Annotated in this window: 16 protein-coding genes; all 16 read left to right on the forward strand. The window is 64.9% G+C overall.

The window, feature by feature from the left end; genetic code table 11:
- The first annotated feature begins 53 nt into the window (after positions 1 to 53).
- Positions 54 to 656: a thymidine kinase gene (locus BLW56_RS11670; protein ID WP_093510940.1), complete on the forward strand. Its 603-nt coding sequence runs from the start codon at positions 54 to 56 to the stop codon at positions 654 to 656.
- A complete protein-coding gene (locus tag BLW56_RS11675) occupies positions 649 to 1,194 on the forward strand; it encodes a GNAT family N-acetyltransferase (protein WP_093510637.1) in 546 nt (181 codons plus the stop codon). The genes BLW56_RS11670 and BLW56_RS11675 overlap by 8 nt, the downstream gene beginning before the upstream one ends.
- On the forward strand, positions 1,191 to 1,526 hold the full coding sequence (locus BLW56_RS11680; RefSeq protein ID WP_093510638.1) for a hypothetical protein: 336 nt from the start codon (positions 1,191 to 1,193) through the stop codon (positions 1,524 to 1,526). The genes BLW56_RS11675 and BLW56_RS11680 overlap by 4 nt, the downstream gene beginning before the upstream one ends.
- A 134-nt stretch (positions 1,527 to 1,660) precedes the next feature.
- On the forward strand, positions 1,661 to 2,056 hold the full coding sequence (locus BLW56_RS11685) for a DUF6491 family protein (protein WP_256203397.1): 396 nt from the start codon (positions 1,661 to 1,663) through the stop codon (positions 2,054 to 2,056).
- A gap of 31 nt (positions 2,057 to 2,087) precedes the next feature.
- A complete protein-coding gene (gene truB, locus BLW56_RS11690) occupies positions 2,088 to 3,062 on the forward strand; it encodes a tRNA pseudouridine(55) synthase TruB (RefSeq protein WP_093510640.1) in 975 nt (324 codons plus the stop codon).
- A gap of 28 nt (positions 3,063 to 3,090) precedes the next feature.
- On the forward strand, positions 3,091 to 3,360 hold the full coding sequence (gene rpsO / locus BLW56_RS11695; RefSeq protein ID WP_093510641.1) for a 30S ribosomal protein S15: 270 nt from the start codon (positions 3,091 to 3,093) through the stop codon (positions 3,358 to 3,360).
- A 192-nt stretch (positions 3,361 to 3,552) separates the two neighbouring features.
- Positions 3,553 to 5,859: a polyribonucleotide nucleotidyltransferase gene (gene pnp / locus BLW56_RS11700; RefSeq protein WP_093510642.1), complete on the forward strand. Its 2,307-nt coding sequence runs from the start codon at positions 3,553 to 3,555 to the stop codon at positions 5,857 to 5,859.
- A 217-nt stretch (positions 5,860 to 6,076) separates the two neighbouring features.
- A complete protein-coding gene (locus BLW56_RS11705; RefSeq protein WP_093510643.1) occupies positions 6,077 to 8,137 on the forward strand; it encodes a TonB-dependent receptor domain-containing protein in 2,061 nt (686 codons plus the stop codon).
- Positions 8,137 to 9,264 (forward strand): PepSY-associated TM helix domain-containing protein, encoded by a 1,128-nt coding sequence (locus BLW56_RS11710; RefSeq protein WP_093510644.1) that lies wholly within the window; start codon positions 8,137 to 8,139, stop codon positions 9,262 to 9,264. The genes BLW56_RS11705 and BLW56_RS11710 overlap by 1 nt, the downstream gene beginning before the upstream one ends.
- 43 nt (positions 9,265 to 9,307) lie before the next feature.
- Positions 9,308 to 10,003 carry a peptidylprolyl isomerase gene (locus tag BLW56_RS11715; protein WP_256203398.1) on the forward strand — a complete coding sequence of 232 codons (696 nt, stop codon included), beginning with the start codon at positions 9,308 to 9,310 and terminating at the stop codon, positions 10,001 to 10,003.
- Between the two features lie 61 nt (positions 10,004 to 10,064).
- Positions 10,065 to 10,859, forward strand: a complete 795-nt coding sequence (locus BLW56_RS11720; RefSeq protein WP_093510646.1) for an outer membrane protein assembly factor BamD — start codon at positions 10,065 to 10,067, stop codon at positions 10,857 to 10,859.
- 32 nt (positions 10,860 to 10,891) lie between these two features.
- Positions 10,892 to 12,562: a DNA repair protein RecN gene (recN, locus tag BLW56_RS11725; protein ID WP_093510647.1), complete on the forward strand. Its 1,671-nt coding sequence runs from the start codon at positions 10,892 to 10,894 to the stop codon at positions 12,560 to 12,562.
- On the forward strand, positions 12,559 to 13,242 hold the full coding sequence (locus BLW56_RS11730; protein WP_093510648.1) for a GNAT family N-acetyltransferase: 684 nt from the start codon (positions 12,559 to 12,561) through the stop codon (positions 13,240 to 13,242). Before recN ends, BLW56_RS11730 begins: the two co-directional genes overlap by 4 nt.
- On the forward strand, positions 13,242 to 13,562 hold the full coding sequence (locus BLW56_RS11735; RefSeq protein WP_177175923.1) for a hypothetical protein: 321 nt from the start codon (positions 13,242 to 13,244) through the stop codon (positions 13,560 to 13,562). Before BLW56_RS11730 ends, BLW56_RS11735 begins: the two co-directional genes overlap by 1 nt.
- Positions 13,563 to 13,573: 11 nt before the next feature.
- On the forward strand, positions 13,574 to 13,984 hold the full coding sequence (locus BLW56_RS11740) for a putative quinol monooxygenase (RefSeq protein WP_256203399.1): 411 nt from the start codon (positions 13,574 to 13,576) through the stop codon (positions 13,982 to 13,984).
- Entirely contained in the window at positions 13,981 to 16,155 is a 2,175-nt protein-coding gene (gene ligA, locus BLW56_RS11745; protein ID WP_093510651.1) for an NAD-dependent DNA ligase LigA, read from the forward strand. The genes BLW56_RS11740 and ligA overlap by 4 nt, the downstream gene beginning before the upstream one ends.
- The last annotated feature ends 103 nt before the right edge of the window (positions 16,156 to 16,258 follow it).

Consider the following 16,258-nt stretch of genomic DNA (forward strand, 5'->3'; position numbering starts at 1 on the left):
ATGCGCCGACTCTTCGGATGACGGCGACGCATCGGCGCGGTATCGCGGCGTCCATGGCCAAGCTCTATTTCTATTATGCCAGCATGAATGCCGGCAAATCGACGACGCTGTTGCAGGCGGATTTCAACTATCGCGAGCGCGGGATGGAAACCATGCTGTGGACCGCGGCACTCGACGACCGTTACGGGGTGGGGCAGGTGACGAGCCGGATCGGGCTGATGGCTGAGGCGCATAAATTCGATCCTGACAGCGACCTCTGGGCCGCTGTGAACGCCGAAAACGCCGAACGCCCGCTCGCTTGCCTGCTTGTCGACGAGGCGCAATTCCTGTCGCGCGAGCAGGTGCTGCAGCTCGCAAGGCTCGCCGACGAGATGAATATTCCCGTGCTCTGCTATGGCCTCCGCACCGATTTTTCGGCCGAGCTCTTCCCCGGCTCGGCGACGCTGCTCGGGATCGCCGACGCGCTCGTCGAATTGAAGGCGGTGTGCGAGTGCGGGCGCAAGGCGACGATGAACCTGCGCGTCGACGAAAGCGGCCGCGCGGTGGTCGAGGGCGCGCAGACCGAGATCGGTGGCAACGACCGCTATGTCGCAATGTGCCGGCGGCATTTCATGGCGAAGCGGCGCGAAGCCGCCGCGGTGCTCGCCGATGCTTGACGGGCTCTACGTCGACCTCGCCGATGGCGATCTCAGGCTGGTCAAGCTGACGGAAGCGCATCGTGAGGCGCTGCGTATCGCTTGCGCCGCCGATGCCGACATCTGGCCGATCTATTCATCGAGCTTCGATCCCGACCATTTCGACAAGAGCTTCGACGTGCTGACGGGCGGCGTCGGTCGCATGCCTTATGCGATCATGGACGGCGACACGCTCGTCGGGATGACCGCCTGGCTGCGCCCCGATATGACGGCACAGACAGTCGAGGTCGGCAACAGCTTCATCCACCCTGCGGTACGCGGCACCGGCCTCAACGGTCGGGTCAAGCGCCTGATGCTCGATCATGCGTTCGCGGTCGGCATCCGCCGCATCGAATTCCGCATCGACGAGCGCAACAAAAGGTCGCAGGCTGCGGTCGCCAAGCTCGGCGCTACCAAGGAAGGCGTGCTGCGGTCGGAACGGATCACCTGGACCGGCTATATCCGCGACACCGGCCTCTGGTCGCTGCTCGCCAGCGAATGGACGCAGGGGAAGATGTGACCGGCATCCAGATCCTGCTCAACATTGCAGTCACGGCAGCGAACGGCCTCGCCATTTTTGCGATTGGATGGCTTATCGATCGCCGGCGCGCGAGTTTTGGGGGATCGGACGACGGGATCATTCGAGCGACGATTATCGCTTCGATCCTGGCGACGGGGTTGTGGTTTTTCGGCCTTCTCGCCTTTGACGACCGGATCAATCTCTACGGCACCGTGGTAATGGGCGGTAGCGGTGGCGCGATCGCGATGCTGGCTGCCATCATCCAGTATCGCCGGCGGCGAGCGCGGCCCGCCGAGCCCCGGGCCGACGCGATACGGGATATTTTCTCCTGACGTCCGATTGGTGCGCGAGAGCTCGGTCGAGCTGGGCCGGGTTTGTCGAGCGGGTGCCTTCGGGTCAGTGCCGGTTCAGGTTGGCGTTGCTATCCCGCGCATCGGGAAGGGTTACACCGACCGAAAGACAGAATATGAAACCGAATCTCGCACTCTCCCTGGCTGCCATGCTGCTCCCCCTTTCGGCAGCGGCGGCCACCGAGCCGGCAGCCGAACCGCGCGCGCTCGGCGTCGAATCGAGCATCGTTTTTCCGAGCGACAGCACGATCCGCAACTGGCAGGCCGACCGCGACCGCGGCATCTGGATTCGGGGCCGCGGTAACGACTGGTATTATGGCACCTTCGCCGGCTTCTGCCGCGATCTCGATTTCGCGCAGGCGATCGGCTTTGAAACGCGTGGTGCCGGACGGCTCGACAAATTTTCGTCGATCGTCGTCCGCGGCGAACGCTGCCAGCTCTCCTCCTTCGTGACCTCGCCGCCGCCGCCCTCGAAGGCCGAGCGCAAGGCTGAAAAGGCCACGCAAAATTGACAGGCATTGGCCCGCGCCGTAGCGGCGCGGGATGAACGGCTGGATCATTCTCGACAAACCCGTGGGCCTCGGTTCGACACAGGCGGTCGGCGCGGTGAAGCGCGTGTGCCGCGAGGCGGGGCTGGGCAAGGTCAAGGTCGGTCATGGTGGCACGCTCGATCCGCTGGCGTCGGGGGTGCTCCCGATCGCGCTCGGCGAGGCGACCAAGCTTTGCGGCCGGATGCTCGACGCGAGCAAGATTTACGATTTCACTATCGCGTTCGGGACCGAAACGGCGGGGCTCGACGCCGAGGGCGAGATCGTCGCGACGAACGACGTCCGTCCGACACTGGCCGAGATCGAGGCGGTGCTGCCGCGCTTCACCGGACCGATCGAGCAAATTCCGCCCGCCTACTCGGCGATCAAGATCGACGGCCAGCGCGCCTATGACCGCGCGCGCAAGGGCGAAGCGGTCGAGATGAAGGCGCGCAGCGTCACTGTGCATTCGCTCTCCATTCGTCATCCCGGCGAAGGCCGGGATCTCACCATTGACGGCGCAAACCCGAGCCGGGGAGACCCCGGCCTTCGCCGGGGTGACGACGGTGGGGCGGGGGAGGGGCTCGATGCAATCACCCTCACCGCCCATGTCTCGAAGGGCACCTATATCCGCTCCCTCGCGCGCGACATCGCGCACGCCGTCGGCAGCGTCGGGCATGTCACGATGCTCCGCCGCACCAGGGCCGGGCCGTTCGCGCTCGAACAGGCGATTTCGCTGGACAAATTGAACGCATTCGGCCAAGGGGCCGCGCAATCAGAAGTAATTCTGCCGCTCGAGGCAGGGCTGGTCGACATCCCGGCTCTGAACCTTTCCCCGGAAGCGGCAGGGGCGATCCGTCAGGGTCGCGTCTGGACCGGGGGGTGCACGGATGACGGGCTCTATTGGGGAAGGGACAGCGATATGCGTCCCGTCGCCCTGATCGAGGCTTTGGCGGGAACGCTGAAAGTCATCCGGGGCTTCAACGTTTAAGCAAGGATGTTCGAAGGAAGTTTTGAATATGTCGATTACCGCCGAGCGCAAAGCCGAAGTCATCAAGGACAATGCCCGCGAAAAGGGCGATACCGGTTCGCCGGAAGTCCAGGTTGCGATCCTCACCGACCGCATCAACAACCTGACCGATCACTTCAAGGCGAATCACAAGGACAACCACAGCCGCCGCGGCCTTCTGATGATGGTCAACAAGCGCCGCAGCCTCCTCGACTATCTGAAGAAGAAGGACGAGGGTCGCTATCAGGCTCTCATCGCGAAGCTGGGTCTCCGCAAATAAGAATTTCTGGCGGCCCCGGATTTCCGGGGCCGCTGTCATATTGGTCCCGTGCAAAGTGCGGGACCGCAGGGCCGCTCCCGCATCCGGCGGGACCGCCATCGGGGCAGACGGACGCCCTAGACCGCCCCGGGCCGGATTGCCCGGAATCAGAGGCCCCGCCCGGCATAGGGCCCGGCGGGCGAAGGAAACCACATGTTTGACGTGAAAAAAGTATCGATCGAGTGGGGCGGTGAAACGCTGACGCTCGAAACGGGCAAGGTTGCCCGCCAGGCCGACGGCGCCGTGATGGCGACGCTGGGCGAAACGGTCGTTTTGTGCGCCGTGACCGCCGCGAAGTCGGTGAAGGACGGGCAGGATTTCTTCCCGCTCACCGTCCACTATCAGGAAAAATATTCGGCCGCCGGCCGCATCCCGGGCGGCTTCTTCAAGCGTGAACGCGGAGCGACCGAAAAGGAAACGCTCGTCAGCCGCCTGATCGACCGTCCGATCCGCCCGCTCTTCCCCGAAGGCTTCTATAACGAGATCAACGCCATCGCTCAGGTTCTGAGCTATGACGGCCACAACGAACCCGACATCCTCGCGATGGTCGCCGCTTCGGCCGCGCTCACCATTTCGGGCGTGCCCTTCATGGGCCCGATCGGCGCCGCGCGCGTCGGTTATGTCGATGGCGAATATATCCTGAACCCGACCGACGAACAGGTTGCCGAAGGCGACCTCGACCTCGTCGTCGCCGCCACCTACGACGCGGTGATGATGGTCGAATCCGAAGCGAACGAGCTGTCGGAAGAAATCATGCTCGGCGCCGTCCTGTTCGCGCATGACGCGTGCAAGGAAGTCGTCAAGGCGATCGTCAAGCTCGCCGAACAGGCTGCCAAGGATCCGTGGGAAGTCGCCGCCGGCGACGACAATGCCGCGATCAAGGACAAGCTCAAGAAGCTGATCGGCAAGGACATCGCCGCCGCCTACAAGCTGACCGACAAGTCGGCCCGTTCGAACGCGCTCAACGAAGCGCGCGCGAAGGCGAAGGAAAGCTTCGCTGCCGATGGCCTCAGCCCGCAGGAAGTCATGGCCGGCATCAAGCTGACCAAGAAGCTCGAAGCCGAAATCGTTCGCGGCGCCATCCTGAAGGACGGCAAGCGCATCGACGGCCGCACGACGACGCAGATCCGTCCGATCGTCGCCGAAACGCACTTCCTGCCCCGCGCGCATGGTTCGGCGCTGTTCACCCGCGGTGAAACGCAGACCATTGCTACGGCAACGCTCGGGACCAAGGAAAGCGAACAGATGGTCGATGGCCTCAACGGCCTGTCGTACCAGAACTTCATGCTCCACTATAACTTCCCGCCCTATTCGGTCGGTGAAGTCGGCCGCTTCGGTGCGCCGGGCCGCCGCGAAGTCGGTCATGGCAAGCTCGCCTGGCGCGCGCTGCACCCCGTGCTGCCGACGAAGGACGAGTTCCCCTACACGATCCGCCTCACCAGCGACATCACCGAGTCGAACGGCTCGTCGTCGATGGCGTCGGTTTGCGGCGGTTCGCTCGCGATGATGGACGCCGGCGTGCCGATCAAGCGTCCCGTCTCGGGCATCGCGATGGGTCTGATCCTCGAAGGCAAGGATTATGCGATCCTCAGCGACATCCTGGGTGACGAGGATCACCTCGGCGACATGGACTTCAAGGTTGCGGGCACGTCCGAAGGCATCACCACGATGCAGATGGACATCAAGATCGCGGGCATCACGCGCGAGATCTTCGAAGCTGCACTCAACCAGGCCAAGGAAGGCCGCGCTCACATCCTCGGTGAGATGAACAAGGCGCTCGGCGAAACCCGCAGCGAATTGTCGGCACACGCACCGCGTATCGAGACGATGCAGATCGACAAGTCGAAGATCCGCGACATCATCGGCACCGGCGGCAAGGTGATCCGCGAGATCGTCGCGACCACCGGCGCCAAGGTCGACATCGACGACGAAGGCTTGATCAAGATCTCGTCGAGCGACCTCGACCAGATCGAGGCGGCCCGCAAGTGGATCAGCGGCATCGTCGAGGAAGCCGAAGTCGGCAAGATCTATGACGGCAAGGTCGTCAACCTCGTCGATTTCGGGGCGTTCGTGAACTTCATGGGCGGCAAGGACGGTCTCGTCCACGTCAGCGAAATCAAGAATGAGCGCGTCGAGAAGGTTGCCGACGTCCTGAGCGAAGGCCAGGAAGTCAAGGTCAAGGTGCTCGAGATCGACCAGCGCGGCAAGGTTCGCCTGTCGATGCGCGTCGTCGATCAGGAAACCGGCGAGGAACTCGAAGACACCCGCCCGGCACGCGAACCCCGCGAACCGCGCGGCGACCGTGGCCCGCGCCGCGACGGCGGCGACCGTGGCCGGGGTGGCCGCGACCGCGGTCCGCGTCGCGACGGTGAAGGCCGCGGCGACCGCGGCCCGCGCCGCGAGCGCTCGGAAGACGGTCCGGAAGATCAGGGCCATGTGCCCGACTTCCTGAAGGACTAAGTCCTTCCGTTGACCGAACAGAGGAGGGGCTGCCGAAGGGCGGCCCCTTTTTTGTTTTGGTGGGAAGCTCCCATTCGCTGAGCGCCATTCCCGCGAAAGCGGAAGCCCGGAGCGCGCGTCGGCCGCGCCCTGCCCATTTTTCGCGGCGGGCGAATTATTGACATTGTTTCGCAATAGCGATTAAGACGCCCCGAACATTCAACTTGCGGGGGCATAAATGACAATTCGCACGACGATCCTGACCAGCACCGCAGCGATGCTCTCGCTCGCAAGTCACGCCGCCTATGCACAGGAAGGTGAAGGCGAGTTCGTCGGCGATATCGTCGTCGTCGGCGCCCTGACGGACGTGGAGATCGATCGTAAGGAGATCGAGGTCACGCAGGCGAACGATCTCGTCGATCTGTTCCGCAATGTCCCGTCGGTATCGGTCGGCGGCGGCGTTGGGCTTGCCCAGAAAATCTATGTCCGCGGGCTTGAGGATTCTCTGCTCAACGTCACGATCGACGGCGCGCCGCAGCGCGGCACTTTGTTCCACCATATCGGACGCGTGACGATCGAGCCCGAAATCCTCGAAACCGTCGATGTGCAGGCGGGCCCGGGCGAGGCGACCGCGGGCTTCGGCGCGGTTGGCGGTGCGATCCGCTTCCGCACGCGCAACGCCGTCGACATGCTGCAGGACGGCCGCAACATTGGCGGCATCGCCAAGGCAGGCTGGTTCAGCAACGACGGATACAAGCTCAGCGGCACGGTCTATGGCCGCATTGCGGGCGATATCGGCATCCTCGCCTCCTACGTCCATGTGAACCGCGACCCGTACAAGGATGGCGACGGCGTGCGCCAGCTTGCGACCGGGGCCGAGCAGAATCTCGGCTTCGTCAAGGTCGGCGGCGAACTCGGCGGCGGCCACCGGATCACCGCCAGCTATGAACAGCGCCGCGAACGCGGCAGCTTCGGCCAGCGCCCGAACTGGCCGGTACTCGCGGGTGATCGCCTGTTCGACGCGAAGGGCAAGCGCCAGACCGCCATTTTGAACTATGGCTTCCAGGGCGACAGCGGCGTCGGCGTCGAGGCGACGGGTTATTGGACGCGCACCAATTTCTCGCAGGATCGCTTCGACCGCTGGGGCCTCTATGGCGCCGAGATCGAAACCTACGGCTTCGACGTGCGTGCGAAGCTGGCCATTGCGAACCACGACATCACCGTCGGCGCCGAGCATCGCCGCGACGCGGTGACGAGCGAATATCTCGGCGCGCCCGCGATGTGGCAGCCTTGGGCATGGGATCCCAATATCGGCAGCTTCACCGAAAAGGGATCGCTGATGGGCGTTTACGTCCAGGATCACTGGCGCCTCGCCGACCCGCTGCTGATCAGCTTCGGCGCGCGTTACGATGCCTATGACCTCGATCAGAAAACCTATCGCACCGGCACCAAGAGCGACGGCCTCAGCTTCAATATCGGCGCCGAATTCGAAATCGTCCCCGGTCTCAGCCTGAATGCCGGTTTCGCCGAGGCGTTCCGCGGCGAGGAAATCGGCGACGCCTTCACGCTCGAAAAGCGCCCGGGCCGCCTGTCGCTGTCGCCGACGCTGCGGCCCGAACGCGTCGACAATCTCGAGGGCGGCGTGAAATACGACCTCGGCGGCTTCACCGCGTCGGCGGTTTATTATGAAATGACGATCAAGAATGTCATTCTCGACCAGCTCGGCCGCGATGCTTCGCAGCCTGCACAGGACGCGGTCTATTACGAGAATGTCGGCAAGTTCAAATCAAAGGGTGTCGAACTTCGCGCCGGATATCGCACCGGACCTTTCAGCATCGACGCCTATTACAACCATTATGATTCGCGCCTCAACGGCAACCGGATCGAGGGGTATGAGCATATCGCGCTCGGCAACTCGATGGGCGATAACTGGGCGGTGACCGCCGGTTTCCAGCCGAGCGACTATTTCAACTTCCGCGCGGGGCTGACGCGCTATGAAGACCTCAATAATATCGAGGTGCTGTTCCGCGAAGTGCAACTCTATCCCGCCGACATTTCGGAAACGCAGTTCATCGACAAGCCCGGCTATACGACCGTCGACCTGTTCGGTAGCTGGCGCCCGTTCGGCACCGACCGGCTCGAACTGCAGGCGGCGGTCTATAATCTGTTCGACAAGCGCTACATCGCGCACGCCAGCGTCGCCGATTACGGCCAGCTCGGATTGCCCGACTATGCAATCGTGTCGGGCCTCCCCGAACCGGGCCGCAACGTCCGCCTGACCGCGTCTATCCGCTTCTGATGGCCGGCGCGGCTGTCCGTCGGCGGCCGCGCCACGCCCTCAAGCTGTGGCATCGCTGGTTCGGGCTGATCGCCGCGCTGTGGCTGGCCTTGCTGGCCGCGACCGGCATCGCGGTCACCTTCTACGACGAGCTCGATAGCGCACTCAACGCCGACTGGCGGACGGTCCCCGCGTCGGACCGCGTCGCGCCCGTCGACCTTGCCATAAAGGCGGCCGAGCGCGCGTTGCCGGGTTTCGCGCCAAACATGATCGAAATGCCGGGCCATGCCGGCGACAGCCTGTGGATGATGGGCCGCGCGCCCATCGACGGCGCACCGCGCCCGATACAGGTCTTTGCCGATCCACGCGACGGATCGATCCTCGGCTGGCGCGAAAGCGGCGCGATCAAGTTCGACCGGCGGCACGTGATGGACATCATTTATGGCCTCCATATCGACCTGCTCGCGGGACCGTGGATGATGTGGTTTTTCGGGCTCGTCTCGCTGCTGTGGGTGATCGACCATGGCGTCGCGGTCGCGCTCTCCTTTCCCAAAGGCATGCACTGGCTGCGCGCCTTTCGCACCGGCGGGCGCCCCGGCAGCCTGAAGCGCCTGTTCGATTCGCACCGTGCATGGGGGCTCTGGTTCCTGCCGGTGACGCTGGTGCTCGCCGTTACCGGCGTCACGCTCGCCTGGCCCGACGACAGCCGCGAAGCGGTTGCGCTCGTCTCGCCGATCACCGGGCGCCTGCATGAAGGCATGGCCGATATTCCCGAAACCGCTCCGGCAATCGATGTCGACGCCGCGATTGCGCGTGTCGTCGGCAAAAGCGGGGAGCCCGTTCACAGCGTCCGCATCTTCCCCGATCATGGCGTCTATGCCGTGCGCACCTTCGATACCCGTGACCGCGACGATCAGGGACGGCTCTGGCATTATGTCGCGATGAACGACGGCCGGATCGTCGGTACACGGCACGATAACGGCACGACGGCGGGCGACGCGTTTTTTGCATGGCAGTATCCGCTCCACTCGGGAAAGGCATTTGGCCTTGCCGGTCGGTTGCTGGTGTTTGCGGGTGGCGTCGTGACGCTCTGGCTCTGCCTCAGCGGAATCAGGCTTTGGCTCCGCCGCCGGCGCCAGCTCGTCTGAAACCGCTCGCGTCGGCCGCGCACTTGCGTTTATGATCGGCGCCATGCTGACCCTTATCGCCGCGCTCGCGCTTGCCGCCCAATCGACCCCCGTCCCTCCGCAGGCGACGCAATTGCCGCCCGCGACGCTGCCGCCGGTGCCCGCGCCCGTTACCCCGGTGATCGAGGCCGATACGCGGCCCTATGTCGCGCTCGTCACCGACATGGGCACCATCACCGTGCGGATCGAGAACAAGCGCGCGCCGGTCACCGCCGGGAATTTCCTTCGCTATGTCGACGCCAAGCGGATGGACGGCTTCAAATTCTATCGCTCGACGAAAAGCTGGGGCCCGGCAAACCAGCTGATCCAGGCTGGCAATCGCGGCGACGCGCGCAAAAATTTCCCTCCGATCGCGCACGAGCCGACGAAAACCACCGGCCTGACGAATTGCAAGGGCGCGCTGTCGATGGCGCGGCTCAATCCCGGCGACGCCACGACCGATTTTTTCCTGCTCCTTTCCGACATCAAGGGCTTCGACAGCGATGCGCCGGGTGGCGACGGCGTCGGCTTCGCGGTGTTCGGCGAAATCGTTGCCGGCGCCGACATCGCCGAGGCGATCTTCAATGCCCCTATCTCGCCGACCGCGGGCGAAGGGGTGATGGTCGGTCAGATGCTCGACCCGCAAGTGACGATCAAGACTGCGCGCCGCGTGCCCGCGCCGGCCGGCGCTCCGCAAGGCTGTGTCGTCAAGACGCCGTAAAGCTCAGCCGGACCCCCATCATTTATTTTGCGTTCATCCGCGCTGTGTCTATACCGCGCGCATGACTCACAAGACCCCTTCGCGCGCGACCATGCGCCTGCTCGCCGCCGCATTCGTGATTACGCCCATGCTGGCGGCCTGTGCCGGAGGCGGCGGGGTCAAGAAGGATACGCGCTACGTCGCGCGCGACGTTAACACGCTGTACCGCGCGGCACAGGACCGGCTCGAGCGCCGCCAGTACGGGCTTGCCGCCGCGCTGTTCGACGAGGTCGAGCGCCAGCACCCCTATTCGCCCTGGGCGCGCCGCGCGCAGCTGATGAGCTCGTTCAGCTATTATATGGACCGCGAATATACCCCGGCGATCGAGGCCGCGCAGCGCTTTCTCGCGATTCACCCGGGCAACAAGGACGCGCCCTACGCCTATTATCTGATCGGGCTCAGCTATTATGAGCAGATCAGCGACGTCACCCGCGACCAGAAGATCACGCAGCAGGCGTCGAACGCGCTCGGCGAAGTGATCCGCCGCTATCCCGACAGCCGCTACGCGGCCGATGCGCGCCTGAAGGTCGATCTGGTGCAGGATCATCTTGCCGGCAAGGAAATGGAAATCGGCCGTTTCTATCAGCGCAGCTCGAACTGGCTCGCCGCATCGATCCGTTTCCGCGAGGTCATCGACAAATATCAGACGACCAGCCACGCACCCGAGGCGCTCTATCGCCTGACCGAATGCTATCTGTCGCTCGGCATCCCCGCCGAGGCGAAGAAGTCGGCCGCGGTGCTCGGTGCCAACTATCCGGGCAACGAATGGTATCAGCGCGCCTACAAGCTGATGCAGAAGAACGCGCCGAGCGCATAGATTCTGCCTTTGTTCTGCGGTATGGGCAGGGCATGCTGACGGCGCTTTCCATCGCCAACATCGTTCTGATCGAACGGCTCGATCTCGATTTCGAGGCCGGGCTGGGCGTGCTGACGGGCGAGACGGGCGCGGGTAAATCGATCCTGCTCGACGCGCTGGGCCTCGCGCTCGGCGCGCGCGCCGACAACGCGCTCGTGCGGCGGGGGAGCGACAAGGCGCAGGTGACGGCGAGCTTCGTCGCGCCCGCCTCCGGCACCGCGCTCGCCGCGCTGCTCGCCGAAAATGAAATTGCGATGGAAGGCGGAGAGCCCCTGCTGATCCGCCGCACACTGAAGGCCGATGGCGGCAGCCGCGCCTATTTGAACGACCAGCCCTGTTCGGCGGCGCTGCTGCGCGAGGTCGGCAGCCATCTCGTCGAAATTCACGGCCAGCACGACGACCGGGGCCTGCTCGCGCCCGCCGGGCATCGCGCGCTGCTCGACGCCTATGCCCGCGCCGATACGCGCGGTGTCGCCGCCGCCCACGCCGCATGGCGCAGCGCCGAGGACAGGCTTTCCGCCGCGCGCATGGCGATTTCAGAGGCGGAACGCGATCGCGAATGGCTCGAACATTGCGTCGCCGAATTGCAGGCGCTGGCGCCGCAACCCGGCGAGGACGCCGAACTCTCCGAAGCGCGCGCGGCGATGCAAAAGGGTGAAAAGGTCGCCGGCGACCTTGGCGCGATCATGGAGGCGTTCGAGGGCAGCGACAGCGGGCCCGCACAGCTTCGCGGCGCTGCGCGGCGGCTCGACCGGCTTGCGGGCGATCATCCCTTGCTCGCCGAGGCGCTGGCCGCGCTCGACCGCGCGATCATCGAGGCGGACGAGGCCGAGACGAAGCTGCACGAAGCCGCGCGCGCGATGGAATATGATCCCGAACGGCTCGAGGCGACCGAAACGCGGCTGTTCGAACTCCGCGCGATGGCACGCAAACATAACGTCCAGCCCGACGAGCTCGCCGAACTGACCGGCACGCTCGCCGCGCGGCTCGATGCGATCGAGGGCGGCAGCGCGGGGCTCGCGAAGCTCGAAACCGCAGTCGCCGAAACCGCTGCGGCCTACACCCACGCGGCGACCGCGCTCTCGGATCAGCGCAGCAAGGCAGCAACGCGCCTCGACGCCGCGGTCGCGGGCGAACTCGTGCCGTTGAAGCTCGATGCCGCGCGCTTCCAGACGCTCGTCGAGCGCCTCCCCGCCGAGCGCTGGGGCCCGGAAGGCATGGACCGCGTCGAGTTTCTTATCTCGACCAACCCCGGCGCACCCTTTGCGCCGCTCGCCAAGATCGCGTCGGGCGGCGAACTCTCGCGTTTCATTCTCGCGCTGAAAGTCGCGCTCGCCGAAGAGGGCGGCGCCGACACGATCATCTTCGACGAAATCGACCGCGGCGTCGGCGGTGCGGTCGCGAGTGCGATCGGCGAACGGCTGGCAAGGCTGGCGGGAGCGGGCAAGCAATTGCTCGCGGTGACGCACAGCCCGCAGGTCGCGGCGAAAGGCGCCGCGCATTTCATCATCGCCAAGTCGAGCGAAGACACGGTGACGCGGACCAGCGTCCATCAGCTTGACGAAGCGGGCCGCCGCGAAGAAATCGCGCGCATGCTCTCGGGCGCCGAAGTGACCGCCGAGGCGCGAGCACAGGCCGAAAGGCTGCTGGAAACGGCGGAATGACCGCATCGCATCCGCTCGATCGTCCGGTCTGGACCATGCTCACCGGCCGGCAAGCGCATCTGGCCGAGGGCGATGGCCAGGCGGTACGGATCGATCGCGGTTATGGCGTCTTCGGCGCGGCTGCCGACACCGACGCTGAAGCACAGGCTGCGCTTGCCGCCCTCGTTCCGGATACCGACGAAATCTGGATCGTCGAGCCCGAGCCCTGGCCGCTGCCCCCCGGAACGCGCGAAGTGAAACGTGCGGTGCTCGCCCAGATGGTCGCCGAAGGAGCGCCGCCGCCGCGTGCCGGCGAACCCGCAATCGTCCCGCTGGGCGACGATGACGCCGCCGAAATGGCCTCGCTCGCCGACCATGCGAAGCCCGGGCCCTGGGGCACGAAGACGCATCGTTACGGCCCCTTCTTCGGCATCCGTGAACATGGCCGCCTGCTCGCGATGGCGGGGCAGCGCATTCTCGTGCCCGGCATGGCGGAGGTCAGCGGCGTCGCAACATGGGAGGATTGCCGCGGACGCGGGCTCGCGCGGACGCTGATCGGGCATGTCATGCGCCAGATGGTCGCGCGCGGCGAAACACCCTTTCTGCACAGCTATGCCGACAATGCCGGCGCGATTGCGCTCTATGAATCGCTCGGTTTCCGCATTCGCCGGGAGGTGCATGTGCTGGCGATCGCGAAATGATGGACCGATGTGATCAGCTCGCCGCGCTGGCGGCGTTGCTCGCGGGGTGCGGTATGCCGCCGATGTTCAGCGTGGCTATCGACGAGCCCATTATTGATGGCCGGATCACCCTCAACGGCGGTTCCGCCAAGTTGATGAAGAATCTCGATGGCGCCTATTGGGCGAAGTGGCGAGAAAAAGCGGCAGAGGGCGAGTTGATGGTGGTCTTCGCCGATGGAAAAAGAGCATCGTGCAAAATGGCATATACGCCCGGCAATAGTCCACAGCGCCAAGCATTCACTATCCGCAATCGCAAATGTGCACGGTTGCCGGATGGATGAGGAGCATCGGCATGTCTCGTCAAGTTTCAACGCGCCGCGAACATCTCGCAGCGATGCTGGCGATGGCAACCGCGCTGCTGCCGGCGGGTCAACTCAAGGCGCTGGAGGCGCGAATGGAAGAGCTTGTTCCCCAATATGGCCTGATCGGGCAGATGATGGCGCAGCCGGGGCAGCGCGCCGCTTTGGTCGCGATCCTCTCCGAGAGAACGGGCGCGATGCCCGGCAACATGGCCTATCTGATCGGTGAGGACAGTGCCAACCCCGATGCGATCTGGATCTTCGAGCTGTGGGAAACCAAAGAGGCGCACGCCGCCTCGCTGCAGCTGCCGGCGGTTCGGGAGGCGATCGCAAAGGGGCGTCCGCTTATTGCGGGATTTGGTACTCGCGCCGAGTTCAAGCCGGTGGCAAAGACCCGTGCATGACCGAAATCGAATCCCTGTCGCAGGCCGACGCCGCCAATGAATTGATGCGGCTGGCGAAACAGATCGCCTATCACAGCAAACGCTATCATGCCGAGGATGCGCCCGAGATTTCGGACGCCGATTATGACGCGCTCGTCCGCCGCAACAACGAACTCGAAGCGGCATTTCCGGCGCTGATCCGTGCGGACAGCCCGAACAACGCGGTCGGCGCCGCCGTCGAAGGCTCGCCGCTCGCCAAGGTCACGCATGCGCAGCGGATGATGAGCCTCGACAATGCCTTTTCGGGTGAGGATGTCGAGGAATTCGCCGCGCGTGTGCGCCGCTTTCTGAACCTCCCCGCCGACGCGACGGTCGCGATGACCGCAGAGGACAAGATTGATGGCCTCTCCTGCTCGCTACGCTATGAAAAGGGCAGGCTGGTGCAGGCCGCGACGCGCGGCGATGGCAGCGTCGGCGAGGATGTCACCGCCAATGTCCGCCATATCGCCGACATCCCGCAGGAACTGAACGGCGCCGCGCCCGACGTCTTCGAGATTCGCGGCGAGGTCTATATTGCAAAGGCCGATTTCACGGCGCTCAACGAACGCCTGATGGAGGAGGGGCGGGCGCTTGCCGCCCAGCGCGAGCAGGCGTTCGATCCCGCCACCGTCCGCCAGTTCGCCAATCCGCGCAACGCCGCGGCAGGCTCGCTGCGCCAGAAGGATGCCAGCGTCACGGCATCGCGTCCCTTGCGTTTCCTCGCGCACGGCTGGGGCGAGGTCAGCGCGCTTCCCGCCGAAACCCAGTTTGACGTGATGAAGACGATCGAACGCTGGGGTGTGCCGGTCTCGCCGCTCCTCAAACGTTATGACAGCGTCGCGGATATCCTCGCGCATTATGCCGGGATCGAGCGCCGCCGCGCCGAGATGGATTATGATATCGACGGCGTCGTCTACAAGGTCGACCGGCTCGACTGGCAGGCGCGTCTCGGCTTCGTCGCCAAGGCACCGCGCTGGGCCATCGCGCATAAATTCCCCGCCGAACGCGCGCAGACCACCTTGGAAGCGATCGATGTCCAGGTCGGCCGCACCGGCAAGCTGACGCCCGTCGGGCGCCTCACCCCCGTCACCGTCGGCGGCGTCGTCGTGTCGAACGTCACGCTCCACAATCGCGACGAGATCGGCAGATTGGGAGTACGCCCCGGCGACCGCGTCGTCATCCAGCGCGCCGGCGATGTCATCCCGCAGGTCGTCGAAAACCTCACCCGCGATGAGGACCGCCCGCCGTTCATTTTTCCCGACCATTGCCCCGTCTGTAACAGCGAGGCGGTTGCCGAGGAGGGCGAAGTCGATGTGCGCTGCACCGGCGGCCTGATCTGCAACGCGCAGAAGTTCGAGCGCCTGCGCCATTTCGTCAGCCGCGGCGCGCTCGATATCGAGGGGCTGGGCGAGAAGAGCATCCAGGAGTTCCTCGACCTCGGCTGGCTCGACAAGGGCCCCGCCGACATCTTCCGCTTGAAGGCCCATCGCGCCGACCTGCTCGGGCGCGAGGGCTGGAAAGAAAAGTCGGTCGACAATCTTTTCGCCGCGATCGAGGCGAAGCGGCAGCCCGACGCGGCGCGGCTACTCTTCGGTCTCGGCATCCGTCATATCGGCGCGGTGACCGCGCGCGACTTGCTGAAGGGGCTCGGCGATATCGCGCTGTTGCCCGAAAAGGCGGCCGGAATTCAGGCCTATCTCGACGCCAATCCGCAGGCCGAAGGCGAGTCGGACGGCAAGTTTGTCACGCGCAAGATGGAGGCGATCAAGGCCATTCTCGAAGTGCGTGCCGACGGCATCGGGCCGGCAGTGGCCGAGGCGCTGGGCGATTTTTTCCACGAGCCGCACAACCGGGAATTGTGGGACGATCTTTTCAGCGAGGTTTCGCCGCCACCTTATGTGGTCGAGACGCGCGAAAGCGAGGTGTCGGGAATGACGGTGGTCTTCACCGGCAAGCTTGAAACGATGAGCCGCGACGAAGCGAAGGCACAGGCCGAAGCGCTCGGCGCCAAGGCTGCAGGTAGCGTGAGCGCGAAGACCGATCTTGTCGTCGCAGGACCGGGTGCGGGATCGAAGCTCAAACAGGCGAGTGCCCTCGGTATCCGCGTGATCGACGAAGCCGAATGGGCGGAGATTGTCGCCGCGGCGGGATGAACAATAGCACGCTCGTCACCCCGGACTTGATCCGGGGTCCATGGCGCCGGTGCCGTAATGGATGCCGGATCAAGTCCGGCATGACGAAGACGAAATTCCGGTG

The sequence above is a fragment of the Sphingopyxis sp. YR583 genome (genome assembly GCF_900108295.1).
In the GTDB taxonomy this organism is placed as follows: domain Bacteria; phylum Pseudomonadota; class Alphaproteobacteria; order Sphingomonadales; family Sphingomonadaceae; genus Sphingopyxis.